The following is a 13,756-nucleotide window of genomic DNA, read 5'->3' on the forward strand; positions in this document are numbered from 1 at the left end:
CAGCGCGGTCAATCTCTCGGAATAGGTCAAGTCCCATGCGTATCGTCTCCGGCATCCAGCCCACCGGCAATCTGCACCTCGGCAATTACCTGGGCGCGATCCGCAATTGGGTGCGGATGCAGGACGAAGCGGAAGCGGCCGGCGGGCAATGCCTCTATTTCCTGGCAGACCTTCACGCCCTTTCCTTGCCGCTTGTTTCAGCCGAGCTGACCTCGAACACGCGCGAGATGGTGGCGGCGCTGGTTGCTTGCGGAATCGATCCCGAGCGTTCGATCTTGTTCAATCAGGCGCAAGTGCCACACCATGCCGAGATGCAGTGGCTGCTTAACGGCACCGCCCGGATGGGCTGGCTGAACCGCATGACGCAATGGAAGGACAAGGCAGGCAAGAACCGGGAAGGTTCCAGCGTGGCCTTGTTCACCTACCCCGTACTGCAGGCCGCCGATGTCCTGCTGTATCAGGCGACGCACGTACCCGTGGGTGAGGATCAGAAGCAGCATCTGGAACTAGCGCGCGATATCGCCCAGAAGTTCAACAACGACTTCGCAAGCGAGGCGGAGCCGATCTTCACTCTGCCCGCGCCATTCATTCCGCCCGAAGCCGCTCGGATCATGTCCTTGCGCGATGGAACGGCGAAGATGAGCAAGTCAGACCCGTCAGACATGGCCCGCATCAACCTGAAGGACGATGCCGACACGATCATGCAGAAGGTGAAGAAGGCCAAGACCGATCCCGAGCCGCTGCCATCGGAAAAAGCCGGACTGGAAGGCCGAGCCGAGGCGAAGAACCTCGTCAGCATCTATTCCGCGATGACGGGTGAGTCCGTGGATGCGGTGCTGGCCCAGCATGGCGGCGAAGGCTTCGGCAAGTTCAAGCCGGCCTTGGGCGAGGCATTGATCGCCCATCTTGCGCCGATCAACGCCCGGTTCGTGGAATTGCGGCAGGATACCGCCGCGCTCGATGCGATCTTGCGCAAGGGCTCTGAAAAGGCCCGCGAACTGGCCGTGCCCACGCTGAACGCCGCATATCGGGCGCTCGGGCTGGTGCGCGGATAAGATACGGGGCTGCAGGTGATTTCCAAACACCTGACGCGCGATCACTAGTACATGATGATTGGGGAACGGCGCGGCTTCTGCGCCGTTCATCCTATAGAGCGGTCAACCGCGCGCCGTTTTCGGCCATTCCGGTGGACAACGATGCGACGAGCGGAAGGCCAAACTTCCAATCGTCGCTCACGCGGGTCTATTCAACCGGTATTCAGCCGTTCGGATGCAAGGCTGATCGGTTCGCCGAGCGTGACGCGCCGGGAGGGAGCAAGTCGCACTCTGGCTCATGGAGAACAAGAGCATGACCATGAATGGCAACAGCCACTTGAGCCGGTTTAGACTGGCCGCAGCGGCGGTACTGCTGATGGCGCTGGCAGCCTGTACCAATACCTTTCGCGCTGACGTTTCGCGTTTCCAATCCCAGCTTCCCGCTCCGGCGGGCCAGACGTTCGCCGTGGTGGCGGATGATCCGGCTATGGCCGGTGGGATCGAGTTCAATCAATATGCCAGCCAGGTGACGGCGCGCATGGCGCAGCTGGGCTATACCCCTTCGCGCCCCGAGAATGCGCAGTTGCTGGTCCGCTTCGATTACGGCGTCGACAAGGGCCGTGAGCGGGTTCGCTCCACCGGGTTTGGTGGCGGTGGTTTCGGCGGTCCCTGGGGTCCGTGGTATGGCTACGGCGGCTTCGGGCGCGGTTACTGGGGCGGCGGTCGCTTCGGCGGCTGGGGTGGCCCATGGCGCTACGGCTGGTACGACCCGTTCTTTGACAATGGCGTAGAAAGCTACACGATCTACACCAGTGGTATTTCGCTGAAGATCGATCGCCGGGCCGACAATGTCCGCCTGTTCGAAGGCAAGGCCGAAGCCGTTTCCGCCTCCAACCGCCTGCCCTACCTCGTACCAAATCTGATCGAAGCCATGTTCACCAATTTTCCCGGGAACTCGGGAGAGACCATGCGCATTACGGTGGCGCCAGAGAAGACGAAGAACTGACTGGCTCCCCCGCAAAGGGAGACACCGAGGGGCGGGTCCGTTGCAGAAACGGGCCCGTCCTTTTTTATGTGCGCGGCCGTCATCTCGGACAGCATCGAACGCCCGGTATGATGATTCGCTGACTTCCTGCTGAGCTAAGCTTGAAGCCGTGGCCCGGCGATCTGCCGGCTAATTACCGAGCGAGACCACACCACCGGTGGAGCCAAAGCCGCCCTCGCCCCGCGCCGTGTGATCCAATTCATCCACTTTCAGCCAGCTGGCCCTGACCACTGGCGCCAGAACCAACTGCGCGATCCGGTCGCCCCGGCGGATCGAGAACGCGTCCTGCCCGTGATTGATCAGGATGACCTTCAATTCGCCGCGATAATCCGAATCGATCGTGCCGGGCGTATTGGGAACGGTGATGCCGTGCTTCAGTGCCAGACCGGAGCGTGGACGGACTTGGATTTCGTAGCCCAGCGGGATCGCGAATGCCAGGCCGGTGGCCACCGCATGACGCCCCCCCACGGCGAGCGTCAGATCTTCGGCGGCAAGCACATCCATGCCCGCGGCGCCGTCCGTGGCATAGGCCGGCAGTTCAAGCCCCTCGAAATGCGGCAGCCGCTTCACCGGGACGGGTACGTTATCGGGCGAGTGCATCGGCAATCCTCTCGACAATGGCGCGGGCCACGTCGTCTTTTGGCATTTCGGGCAAACTGGAGACATCGTTTTCGCGCACGATGTGGACAGCATTGGCATCGCCGCCCATCACATCGCCCGAGACGTCGTTGGCGATGATCCAGTCCACCTGCTTGCGCGCGCGCTTTTGCTGGGCGTGCGGGATGACATCGTTGGTTTCCGCCGCAAAGCCGATCAGCAACGCCGGTCGCCGGGGGCTGGCCGCCAACCCCGCCAGGATATCCGGGTTCTCGGTCAAAGGCAGCGGTTCAGGGGCCAGCCCCTGTTTCTTGATCTTGCGGCCTGCCACGGTCTCGGGCCGCCAATCCGCCACGGCGGCGACCATCACCGCGACATCGGCGGGCAACGCCTGTTCCACCGCCTGCGCCATCTCGCGCGCGGTTTCCACATCCACGCGCTCCACCCCCGGAGGCGTGGGCAAGTGGACCGGCCCCGCCACCAGCGTCACGCGAGCACCGGCCTGCGCCGCCGCCGCCGCGATCGCGAAGCCCTGTTTCCCGGAAGAACGATTGGCGATGTAGCGCACCGGGTCGATCGGCTCATGCGTGGGCCCGGCGGTCACCAGCACATGCCGGCCGCGCAACGGGCGGTGGATGGCGTCCGCGAAGTCCGGCTGATCGGCCAGCGGATCGCCGCCCAGAGCCTGCCGGATGTGCTGCCAGATCACCGGCGGCTCAGGCAGACGGCCAGGGCCGAATTCACCACAAGCCATCGGACCTTCATCAGGCTCCAGCACCGTCATGCCTGACGCGCGCAGCATCGCGACATTGCGTTGCGTTGCCGGGTGCTGCCACATGCGCACGTTCATCGCCGGCACGGCCAGCACCGGCTTGTCGGTGGCCAGAAGCAGCGTCGTCGCCAGGTCATCCGCCATCCCGGCCGCCATCTTGGCCATGAGGTCCGCCGTCGCCGGGCAGACTACGACCAGATCGGCTTGGCGCGAAAGCTGGATGTGACCCATTTCCGTCTCGTTCTTGAGATCCCACAGCGTGGTATAGACCTCGTTCTCGGATAGCGCGGCCACCGTCATCGGGGTGACGAAATGGCTGCCTCCCTCCGTCAGCACGCAAGTGACCGTGCCACCTTCCTTGCGGATCAGGCGGATCAATTCGCATGACTTGTAGGCAGCGATCCCGCCGCCGATCACCAGCAGGATGCGCTTAGGCGCGGTGGGTTTGGACATCGCCCGGCTTGTGCAACACACGGGGTGCGGGCGCAATGGCGTTGGTGGCGCGGCGCTTCAGGCCGCCCTGGCGGACCGCAGCAGCGACTCGATCGCCCGAGGCGCAAAGGCCAGGCCGGCGGTCAGCATAGGCGCCACCATCGCGCCCCAGTAGAAATTGTCCCACCTGCCGATGATCATGAACAGCAGGCCGTAGCCTATCGAGATGATAAACCCGAACACCCCGGCCGGCGTCCGCCATCCGGCCCACCCCAGCGTCGTCAGCACGACCAGCGGCCCGGCCAACCAGTGCGGCAGCAGGCGCAGGTTGCTCGATTCAGCGACATTGCCCAGCCATCCGGACAAGCCGCGAAAGGCCCACCAGCTGGGACCATGCGGATCGCTGGGCAACACTTGGGGTGCCACCAGACTGAGGTGAAACGCCAGGAATGCCAGGAAGGCGGCCACCAGCACTCCCCACGCCGCCGCCTCGCGCCACTGCCGCCGCCACAGCGCTGTCGCCCCCATCAGCAGGACGAACGGCAGCGAGAATTCGCGAATGAACAGTGCCAGCGCCGCTACGAAAAAGGCCGCTCGCCAGCGCCCGGGCTGCCCGTTGGTCGGCCCACGGTGCAGGCCGAACGACAGCATCAGCAACATCCCCGCCCACAGCTCGTGCAGCGAATAGTAATGCCGGTTCAGCATCAGCGAGGCACCGACGAACGCCATCGCCGTCGCCACGCGCTGCAGCCGGCCCACGCCCGGCTCCTCGCCAAAGCGCCGCCACCACGCCCAGATTGCCGCCAGCATCAGCGCGATCGAAGCCGCGACTCCCAGATGCAGCGTGTCCAACCCCGCCTCGATATAAGCCAGGGTCGGCAAGCGGACGGACAGCCCCGGTCGTACCGGATAGTCCCGCAACCGATGCTCGGGGACGATGAAGTCGTAATAGTTCTGGCCGGAGCGCACCTTGCGGATCGCCGCTTCGTAAAGCGCGATGTCCTGATCGTATTCTTCCGCGCCGAGGACGGGCGTGCCATCCAGGCGCGTGGTGACATTGGGCTGGACGCCGCCGGGCCGCTCCAAGGGCACGACTGCAGACGCGATCAGCAACAGCAACAGCGCGAGCAGGCCCAGTCGTGCCGATAGCGGCGACCAATGCGCGAAACGATCCCAGCGCGCGGCAGATGGCGCCGCCACAGCCCGTGGCGACCCTAGCTCAGCAGTCCCGATAGTGACAGCACCCATACAGCCAGACCTCCGCCCACGGCGGCGCCAGCATATCCCAGCCAATGGTTAGTATGGCGTTTACGAGACCACAGCAGCTCGACTGGCGGCAGCGGCGCCTGTTCGGGCGCGCCACCCTTTGGTGGGTACTTTTCCTCGATCCGGCGCACCAATGCGGGCAAGCGCATCAGCGTATCGAGATCTTCGCGAAGGCGATCGGCGATGTACGCTTCAGGCCCAAGCTCGTCGCGGATCCAGTTGCGCACGAATGGCGCAGCCACGTCCCACATATTGATCGAGGGATCGAGCGAGGTGGCAAGGCCTTCGACCATCACCATCGTCTTTTGCAGCAGTAGCAAATGCGGCTGGGTCTGCATGTCGAAATCGCGCGTGATGGCGAACAGACCATCTAGCATCTGGCCAACGGAAAGCTCGCTGACAGGCTTGCCCCGCATCGGCTCACCCACGGCCCGCAGCGCGGTGGCGAATTCCTCCACCGAGTGATAGCTCGGCACGTACTGCGCCTCGAAGTGGATTTCGGCGACGCGGCGATAATTGCCCGTTGTCAGGCCATAGAGGATTTCCGCCAGCCATTGCCGCGCCTGCCGGTCGATCCGGCCCATGATACCGAAATCGATCGCCACGATCGTCCCGGCGGGATCGGTCGCGCTTGGCTGCACGAACAGGTTGCCCTGATGCATGTCGGCATGAAAATAGCCTGCGTTTATCGCCTGAGTTAGAAAGGCCAGCACCAGCCTGCGGGCCAGCACGGGCCGATCGATGCCCGCTTCGCTCAACGCTTGGTGATTGCTGACCTTGATGCCGTCGATCCATTCGACCGTCATCACTTTGCCGTTGGTGCGATCCCAATCGATATCGGGAACGCGGTAACCCTCGTATCCCTTCATCGCTTCGGCGAGTTCGGACGCGGAGGCCGCCTCACGCCGCAAGTCCAGTTCACGCAAGGTCCACCGCTTGAGGTTGGCGATGACCGCGCGCGGGCGCAAGCGAGACGCTTCGCCGCCAAGCGCTTCCAAATGCGCGGCAGCCCACTCGTACGTTTCGATATCGCGCGCGAATCGCTCCCGCACGCCGGGACGAAGCACTTTCACCGCGACGGTGCGACCCTCGGCAGTGACGGCGCGATAGACTTGCGCGATCGAGGCCGATCCGATGGGTTCCGGATCAAGGCTGGCGAACAAACGCTCCACCGGCGCGCCGAACGTGTTCTCGATTTCCTGGCGGACGAGATCGAACGGCAGCGGCGGCAACTGATCCTGCAAGGTCAGCAGGTTGCGCACCGCTTCCTCGCCCACAAGATCGGGCCGAGTCGCCAGCGTCTGCCCCAGCTTGATCGCGGCGGGGCCGATTTCCTGAAAGGCGCGGGCATAGTCCGGCACTTTGGGCTGACTGGTGCCGAACCTGGCCACACGGCACAGACGGCGCACCGGCGGGGGCGTGTTGCGCCCTTCCTCAATGATGCGCAACGCTCCGTGCCGCGCCAGCACGCGGCCCCACTTCAGCAGCCGGGCGAGGTGAATGACGGAGCTGGTCAACGGCCAGCCCGCAACATCAGCGAGCCCGCTGCTGGATCTAGCCTAAGGGTGCCCTCTCCCGCCCCCCGCAGCCAGTGCGGAGGGAGAACATCGACAAGCTTACTTCGCTTGGCAGGCGTCAAGCTTTCCACCCGCTGTGGATCGCAACAAGCCCGCCCATTATCGGCTCGACCTTGGTATGTACGAAGCCGGCGTCACGGATCATGCCCTGGAATTGTGGCATGGGTGGAAACTTGCGGATCGATTCCACCAGATAGCGATAGGAATCGGCATCCCCCGCGATCATCTGGCCCAGGCGGGGCACCATGTGGTGCGAGTAGGCGTCGTAAGCTTCCTTGAAGCCCGGCCATTCCACGGTTGAAAATTCCAGGCAGAAGAATCGCCCGCCAAAGCGCAGCACACGATGCGCCTCGGCCAGCGCCTTGTCGATGTGGGTCACGTTCCGGATGCCGAACGCGATCGTGTAGGCATCGAAGAAGCGATTTCCGAACGACAGCTCCTCGGCGTTCTCGCGCGACCAGACCAGGCCATCGATGCCCCGTTCCATCGCGCGCTCCACGCCCACGTCCAGCATGTCCTGGTTGATATCGCTGACGGTCACCCGCGCGCCCTTGGCGGCCATGCGGAATGCGATGTCCCCGGTGCCGCCCGCCATGTCGAGAATCTGCTCACCCTCGCGCGGTTTCACCCGACGAACGAAGCGATCCTTCCATAGGCGGTGCATGCCACCCGACATGGCATCGTTCATCACGTCGTACTTGCGTGCGACGTTGGAGAATACGGAACCCACGCGCTCGGTTTTCTCGGCGGGGCTGACCTCTTCGTAGCCGAAGGACACGGTTTCGCTCATGTGAGGGGCTTTAGGCGGTTTCACGGCGAGCGCAAAGGGTTGCGTCTATGTGTTGCGCTCCGCGTTCCCTATATACCCGCCACGATGCCCGAACTCCCCGAAGTTGAAACCACCGTGCGCGGCCTTTTGCGCTATCTTGAGGGCGAACGGATCGCCCGGCTCACGCTAAACCGGCAGGACTTGCGCCGCCCCTTCCCCGAAGGGCTGGTGCAGGCGATGACCGGGGCCACCGTCACCACGCTCGGCCGCAGGGCCAAGTATGGCCTGATCCACACCGATCGCGGCTCCACCATGATATTTCATCTGGGCATGTCGGGCCGCTGGCGGATCGAGCCTTCGCAGATCGAGAAGCACGATCACCTCGTCCTGGAAACCGGCTCGGGTCATGTGCTGGCGCTCAACGATGCCCGCCGCTTCGGCTCGGTCGATCTGGTGGACACCGCCGCGCTGGACAGTTGGCCGCCGTTCGCCGCGATCGGTCCGGAGCCGCTGGGCGATGGCCTGACATCGCGGCACCTGCAACAGGCCTTTGCGGCCCGGATCGCACCGATCAAGCAATTGCTGCTCGATCAGCGGATCGTGGCGGGCCTTGGCAACATCTATGTATGCGAGGCGCTGCACCGCGCCGGGATCCGGCCAGACAAGGAAGCGGGCGCCGTCTCGCCCGCGGCACTCAAGCGACTGGTGCCTGCCATACAAGAAGTCCTGACCGAATCGATCGCGGCGGGCGGGTCCACCATCCGCGATTACGCGCAGCCGTCGGGCGAGCTGGGCTATTTCGCCAGCGCTTGGCAAGTCTATGGCCGGGAGGGTGATCCTTGCGCTTGCGGATCGCCGGTGCAACGGTTCGTACAGGGTGGGCGCAGCACCTTCTGGTGTGCGAAATGCCAGAAATGAGGGGCAGGCAAAACCACTCGCGGCTTGACCATATGTGGGGGTACGGGTAAGGGCCCCGCTTCCCGGCGAGTCCGCTCGCCAATCAGTTTCAACAGATCAGCGAAGGCCGCGACAGGCCAGGTACGAGGACGAACATGGCCAATACGCCGCAAGCCCGCAAGCGCATCCGCCGCAATGAGCGCCGCGCTGAAGTGAATACCAACCGCGTCAGCCGCATCCGCACCTTCATCAAGAAGGTCGAAGTCGCGATCGCCGGTGGCGACAAGACCGCCGCCGCGGAAGCGCTGAAGGCTGCACAGCCCGAACTGGCGCGTGGCGTGTCGCGTGGCGTGCTTCACAAGAACACCGCATCGCGCAAGATGTCGCGTTTGTCGAAGCGCGTCTCCGCGCTCTGACAGTTCGAGTCGGACGTCTGCCAAGACGCCGGGCCGGTACGGAAGTAGAACATAGGCCGGGGGAAACCTCCGGCCTATTTCTTTGGCGTTGTCATCATTGTGTCGCCAATTGCACTAAAGCGCAGAATTGCTGCGATTCGAAATCGTGAACGGCAAAAGTTATTGATTTCTCAGCAGAAATCTCACTATTAAGGTTTTGCGTCAGTCTGCCCGGTGTCAATCTCAAATAGTTTTTTTATTTGGGGACGCGCTCTTGCCTTGGCAGTCGAAGGCTTCCTAGAACGTCCCTAGGCCGTTGATCGAAACGTGCCGGGGTCGAAATCGAAAGCACTAACTCGTGGGCGGCAAAACCGTTTTGCCACCGGGGGCGAAGCTTTGTGTTAGACTGCCGGGATGATCACGAAGGCGGCCTGAGGGCAGCTTCATGAACAAGGAGGCGGTCGGTTGACAGGGTTCTCGGAACAGCCGGCGCAATTTGCGGGCAAGAAAGCGAAATTGGTGCGGGTGGAAATGGAAGAGGATCACGAGGCGTTGAACCTGGCGGCCGATTGGGCCGACATCAGCCAGGGTCTGCGCAAGGATCTTGGCCAGCAGGTCCACGGTCAATGGATCAAGCCGATCCAGCCAGGCAACTACTGCAAGGAGACGGGCACGCTCGATCTCTATCTGCCTACCGAATTTTCCGCGAGCTGGGTGCAGGACCGTTTCTCGGATCGGCTTTCGCTGGCCTGGAAGATCGCGCGGCCCGATGTGCGCCATGTGCGTATCCTGGTGCATCCGGGCCGCAAGCAGTTGCCCGAATTGCGCTTGGGCAGTGGCGGCAGCCCCCGTCGCCCGGCTAATGATTCGCTGGCCCAAAGCGACCCGATGGCCGCCGCGCTGGAAGGGGAGGCGTTCGCCACCCTGACTCAAGGCGCCGCCAATATCGACGCCTCGCAGACCTTCACCAGTTTCGTCACCGGCACTAGCAACGTGCTGGCCGCCAACGCCGCGCAGCGCATGGCCGCGCTGGAGACGCCGCAGTTCTCGCCGCTCTATCTCAAGGCCGCCACCGGCCAGGGCAAGACGCACCTGCTGCACGCGATCGGCCACGCCTACCTGGCCAGCCATCCCAGCGCGCGAATCTTCTACTGCTCGGCCGAGCGCTTCATGGTCGAGTTCGTCCAGGCCCTGCGCCACAATCAGATGATGGAGTTCAAGTCCCGACTGCGCGGGTTCGACCTGCTGCTGGTGGACGATATCCAGTTCATCATCGGCAAGGCGAGCGCGCAGGAGGAATTGCTTTATACGATCGATGCGCTGCTGGCCGAAGGCAAGCGCCTGGTCTTCGCCGCCGATCGTGCGCCCCAGGCGCTCGACGGGGTAGAGCCGCGCCTCCTCAGCCGCTTGTCGATGGGCTTGGTGGCCGATATCCAGTCTGCCGACATCGAACTGCGCCGCTCGATCCTGGAAAGCCGCCTAACCCGCTTTGCCTCGGTCCAGGTTCCGGCCGACGTGATCGAATTTCTGGCCCGCACCATCAACCGTAACGTGCGCGAGCTGGTGGGCGGCCTCAACAAGCTGATCGCCTATGCCCAGCTGACCGGTCAGGCGGTGTCGCTGCAACTGGCTGAAGAGCAGTTGACCGACATCCTTTCGGCCAACCGCCGCCGGATCACTATCGACGAGATCCAGCGCACGGTCTGCCAGTTCTATCGCATCGACAAGACGGAGATGAGCAGCAAGCGCCGCGCGCGCGCCGTGGTACGACCGCGGCAGGTGGCGATGTATCTCGCCAAGGTGCTCACACCGCGCTCCTACCCCGAGATCGGCCGCAAGTTCGGCGGGCGCGATCACTCCACCGTGATCCATGCCGTGCGCTTGATCGAGGAACTGCGCACGCGTGACGCGGACATGGACGGCGATGTGCGCAGCTTGCTGCGTCAGCTGGAAAGCTGAGCCGCCACATTCGCAACACAGCCAGTCCGGGGCCGGGGAGCACGCTTTCCGGCCCCGCTGCTTTTTGTGATGTACGCTACTAATTTCCTTATGAAACAACCGTTCTCTATCAATGAAGGCCCAATAGGCATCATCGCGTAGAGCGGGCCCACCAAGGGAACCGCCGGACAGGAGAGCGGTACCGGTCATGCGTTTCTACAGGGCCACACAGTTCCTGTTTCCCCGTCAATTCGAGCTTCGCCTCCTGACGATCGCGCTTCTCGCGGTCCTGCTGCCGACAGTCCTCGTTCTCGCGTTGGGCATCACGACGTTCGCATGGCCGCCCCGTACGGCAGGCATGATCCTGCTGGCGGCGCTCCTGGGCGCGGGTCTTGCCACGGCGGCGATTCATGCCTTGCTGGCCCCCCTGGCAACGGCAACGGCAATGTTGCGCGCGATCCAGATCGGCGAGTCTGTGGCGGACATCCCGGTGGGCGGAGAGGATCTGGTCGGACGTCTGCTGCGCGGAGTGAGCCAAGCGGCCAGAGACGCGGAGGAACGTTCGGATGCCATGGTCGTCGTCGCCGAACATGATCCGCTGACCAAGATCCTCAATCGCCGCGGGTTCATGCGCGCGGCCGAGCGCCTGCTGGTCGGGGAGCGCCCGGCGGTCCTTGCGCTGATCGACCTGGATCATTTCCGGGCGATCAACGACCACCTGGGCCACGATGTCGGTGATGAGCTGCTCTTCGCCTTTGCGCAGCGCGTGCGCGATACGGTGCGCGGTACCGATATCTGCGCGCGTTGGGGCGGCGAGGAGTTCGCCGTGCTGCTGCCCGGCGCGACGCTGGATCAGGCCCACGCGGCGATGGGCCGACTGCGCAGTTCGATTGCGCGACACCCCCTGCCCGGCGCCGGTCTGACGTTCTCCTGTGGTCTGGCCGACACGTGCGGCTTCGACGATCTCGACGATACGGCCCGCCGCGCCGACAAGGCGCTCTACTCCGCCAAGCACCTGGGGCGCGACCGGACCGAACTGGCGGATTGAGCAGCGCGCTTTTCCCGGCGCAGCGCTTGCGATAAGGCGCTGGGGATGACCCCCACCGTATGTTCTCCCGCCCTGCCCGCGACCTTCTGGCGCGCCATCCAACGCGGAGTGCGTGGGCGGTGCCCACGCTGCGGCGAGGCGCCGCTATTTCGCAAGTGGCTGAAATCGCAGGAGCGTTGCGCTCATTGTGGACAGGACTGGAGCCATCATCGGGCCGACGATTTTCCCGCCTACATCGCGATGCTGCTGACCGGGCACCTGCTAGCCCCGGTGATGATCGCGTTGACGCTGGATCTCGATCTTTCCCCCGCGGTCATCCTGGCGCTGTTGCTGCCGACGGCGGTGGCGATGATGCTGGCGATGTTGGGCCCGGCAAAAGGCGCGGTGATCGCGGCGCAATGGTGGCACGGTCTCCACGGCTTCACCCGGGAACGCGCAGCGCTGGCGCCCCAGGGTCCTTCGCAATGAGCCTATCGCCCGACCGCCTCGAACGCTTCGCGCGCCATATCGTGCTGCCCGAAGTGGGCGGCACCGGGCAAGTGGCGTTGGCGCAAGGCCACGTAGTGCTGATCGGCTGCGGCGGGATCGGCAGCCCCGCCCTGCAATACCTGGCCGCCGCCGGGATCGGACAGCTGACCCTGATCGATTCCGACACGATCGACCTTAGCAACCTGCAACGCCAGACCATCTTTACGCCCGCCGATGTCGGGCATGCCAAGGCGAAGGTCGCAGCCGCATGGGTCCGTCGCTTCGATCCCGCGCTGCGAGTGCGCGCCATCGTCGATCGCGTCACGCGCGAGAACGTCGCCGCTCTGCTGGCAGGCGCGGACGTGGTGCTGGATGGCTGCGACAACTTCGCGACGCGGTTGATCGTGTCGGATGCCAGCGTTGCCGCCGGCATCCCCCTCACCAGCGTGGCGATCGGCCGCTTCCAAGGCCAGATCGCCAACTTCGCCGGGCACTTGCCCGATCAGTCATGCTACCGCTGCTTCGTGGGCGACGCTTTCGATGCCGATGATTGCGACACCTGCGCTGCCGATGGCGTGCTGGGCGCGATGGCCGGGATGGCCGGCACTTTCGGCGCGATGCAGGCCATGCGCGTGCTTCTCCAAGGCCATGCCGCGCTCGGCGATCCGCAATTCGGCACGATCCACCTCCTGGATGGTCTCACCCCATCGCTTCGCCCACTAACGATTGCGAAAGACCCCGGCTGCAAGGGCTGTGGCGCGACGTGACCGACGATCTCCAGCGCTTCGTGGCAGCACAGGCGGAGACCTGCGCCGATGCCTTGGCGGAAGTCCGAGCAGGCGCGAAACGCAGCCATTGGATGTGGTTCATTTTCCCGCAGATCGCGGGCTTGGGACGCAGTACGATGGCGCAGCACTATGCCATCGCCTCGCTGGACGAAGCGCGGGCCTATCTTGCGCATCCCCTGCTGGGGGCACGTCTGCGTGAATGCGTGTCGGCGCTCAATACGTTAGAGGCCACCACGGCGGAGCGTGTCTTCGGCACAATCGACGCGATGAAGCTGCGTTCGTCCCTCACCTTGTTCGAGGCGGCAGGGGCGGACTTTGGCGGCACGATAGATCGCTGGTTCGGCGATCGCGATTCCCAGACGCTCGCCCTGCTGCAGAACACGTCGCGCTAGGACGCGGCCGAAAGCACCTCGTCCACCCAGGCCGGTACGATCTGAGTCGCCGGGCCATGGCGCGCTTCCTCGAACCAGCGGGTTCCCTTGGACGGCTCCAGATTCAACTCCAGCGTATGCGCGCCCATTTCCCGCGCGTTGCGCACGAAGCCCGCAGCGGGATAAACTGCGCCGGACGTGCCGATCGAAACGAACAAGTCCGCCTCACGCAGGGCCGCATAAATCTCGTCCATCCGATAGGGCATCTCGCCAAACCACACGACGTCCGGCCGCAGCGCCCGCTCGCCACACACCGGGCACGGCGGACGCTCGATCAGCGTGCCGGTCCAAGGCGAGCG

At 64.2% G+C, this 13,756-nt stretch carries 15 protein-coding genes; 9 read left to right on the top strand and 6 right to left on the bottom strand.

The genetic code is table 11. The annotated features are described in order from the left end of the window. The first annotated feature begins 35 nt into the window (after positions 1–35). Both trpS and ACHWRX_RS04705 read left to right on the top strand, forming a co-directional pair. On the top strand, positions 36–1,055 hold the full coding sequence (gene trpS, locus ACHWRX_RS04700; protein ID WP_394658280.1) for a tryptophan--tRNA ligase: 1,020 nt from the start codon (positions 36–38) through the stop codon (positions 1,053–1,055). A 292-nt stretch (positions 1,056–1,347) separates the two neighbouring features. Further along, entirely contained in the window at positions 1,348–2,040 is a 693-nt protein-coding gene (locus ACHWRX_RS04705) for a DUF4136 domain-containing protein (RefSeq protein WP_246388653.1), read from the top strand. A gap of 168 nt (positions 2,041–2,208) precedes the next feature. Here ACHWRX_RS04705 and dut read toward each other — a convergent pair whose 3' ends face one another. The 5 genes from dut to ACHWRX_RS04730 form a co-directional block, all read right to left on the bottom strand. After that, complete coding sequence (dut, locus tag ACHWRX_RS04710; protein WP_394658281.1) at positions 2,209–2,679, bottom strand: dUTP diphosphatase; 471 nt, start codon at positions 2,677–2,679, stop codon at positions 2,209–2,211. Beyond that, entirely contained in the window at positions 2,663–3,901 is a 1,239-nt protein-coding gene (gene coaBC, locus ACHWRX_RS04715; protein WP_394658282.1) for a bifunctional phosphopantothenoylcysteine decarboxylase/phosphopantothenate--cysteine ligase CoaBC, read from the bottom strand. The genes dut and coaBC overlap by 17 nt, the downstream gene beginning before the upstream one ends. 57 nt (positions 3,902–3,958) lie before the next feature. After that, positions 3,959–5,080, bottom strand: coding sequence for a hypothetical protein (locus ACHWRX_RS04720; RefSeq protein ID WP_394658283.1), 1,122 nt, complete (start codon positions 5,078–5,080; stop codon positions 3,959–3,961). Positions 5,081–5,094: 14 nt separating this feature from the next. Then, the gene (gene ubiB / locus ACHWRX_RS04725; RefSeq protein ID WP_394658284.1) at positions 5,095–6,663 is read right to left on the bottom strand and encodes a 2-polyprenylphenol 6-hydroxylase; all 1,569 of its coding nucleotides are present in this window, start codon (positions 6,661–6,663) and stop codon (positions 5,095–5,097) included. A 118-nt stretch (positions 6,664–6,781) separates the two neighbouring features. Further along, positions 6,782–7,513: a class I SAM-dependent methyltransferase gene (locus ACHWRX_RS04730; RefSeq protein WP_394658285.1), complete on the bottom strand. Its 732-nt coding sequence runs from the start codon at positions 7,511–7,513 to the stop codon at positions 6,782–6,784. Between the two features lie 84 nt (positions 7,514–7,597). Here ACHWRX_RS04730 and mutM point away from each other — a divergent pair, with 84 nt between their 5' ends. From mutM to ACHWRX_RS04765, 7 genes are all read left to right on the top strand, one after another. Continuing rightward, positions 7,598–8,410 (top strand): bifunctional DNA-formamidopyrimidine glycosylase/DNA-(apurinic or apyrimidinic site) lyase, encoded by an 813-nt coding sequence (gene mutM / locus ACHWRX_RS04735; protein WP_394658286.1) that lies wholly within the window; start codon positions 7,598–7,600, stop codon positions 8,408–8,410. Between the two features lie 134 nt (positions 8,411–8,544). Continuing rightward, positions 8,545–8,805: a 30S ribosomal protein S20 gene (rpsT, locus tag ACHWRX_RS04740; RefSeq protein ID WP_394658287.1), complete on the top strand. Its 261-nt coding sequence runs from the start codon at positions 8,545–8,547 to the stop codon at positions 8,803–8,805. A gap of 510 nt (positions 8,806–9,315) precedes the next feature. Continuing rightward, the gene (dnaA, locus tag ACHWRX_RS04745) at positions 9,316–10,743 is read left to right on the top strand and encodes a chromosomal replication initiator protein DnaA (protein ID WP_058737011.1); all 1,428 of its coding nucleotides are present in this window, start codon (positions 9,316–9,318) and stop codon (positions 10,741–10,743) included. 187 nt (positions 10,744–10,930) lie between these two features. Further along, on the top strand, positions 10,931–11,770 hold the full coding sequence (locus ACHWRX_RS04750) for a GGDEF domain-containing protein (protein ID WP_394658288.1): 840 nt from the start codon (positions 10,931–10,933) through the stop codon (positions 11,768–11,770). A gap of 45 nt (positions 11,771–11,815) precedes the next feature. Further along, positions 11,816–12,238: a DUF983 domain-containing protein gene (locus ACHWRX_RS04755; RefSeq protein WP_394658289.1), complete on the top strand. Its 423-nt coding sequence runs from the start codon at positions 11,816–11,818 to the stop codon at positions 12,236–12,238. Further along, entirely contained in the window at positions 12,235–13,005 is a 771-nt protein-coding gene (locus ACHWRX_RS04760; RefSeq protein WP_394658290.1) for a HesA/MoeB/ThiF family protein, read from the top strand. Before ACHWRX_RS04755 ends, ACHWRX_RS04760 begins: the two co-directional genes overlap by 4 nt. Next, positions 13,002–13,418 carry a DUF1810 domain-containing protein gene (locus ACHWRX_RS04765; RefSeq protein WP_394658291.1) on the top strand — a complete coding sequence of 139 codons (417 nt, stop codon included), beginning with the start codon at positions 13,002–13,004 and terminating at the stop codon, positions 13,416–13,418. Before ACHWRX_RS04760 ends, ACHWRX_RS04765 begins: the two co-directional genes overlap by 4 nt. Here ACHWRX_RS04765 and ACHWRX_RS04770 read toward each other — a convergent pair. Further along, positions 13,415–13,756 (bottom strand): Sir2 family NAD-dependent protein deacetylase (locus ACHWRX_RS04770; protein WP_394658292.1); only part of this gene is annotated, 342 nt, incomplete at its 5' end. The genes ACHWRX_RS04765 and ACHWRX_RS04770 overlap by 4 nt on opposite strands.

Origin of the sequence: uncultured Novosphingobium sp. (assembly GCF_964277725.1) — a bacterium.
In the GTDB taxonomy this organism is placed as follows: domain Bacteria; phylum Pseudomonadota; class Alphaproteobacteria; order Sphingomonadales; family Sphingomonadaceae; genus Novosphingobium; species Novosphingobium fluoreni.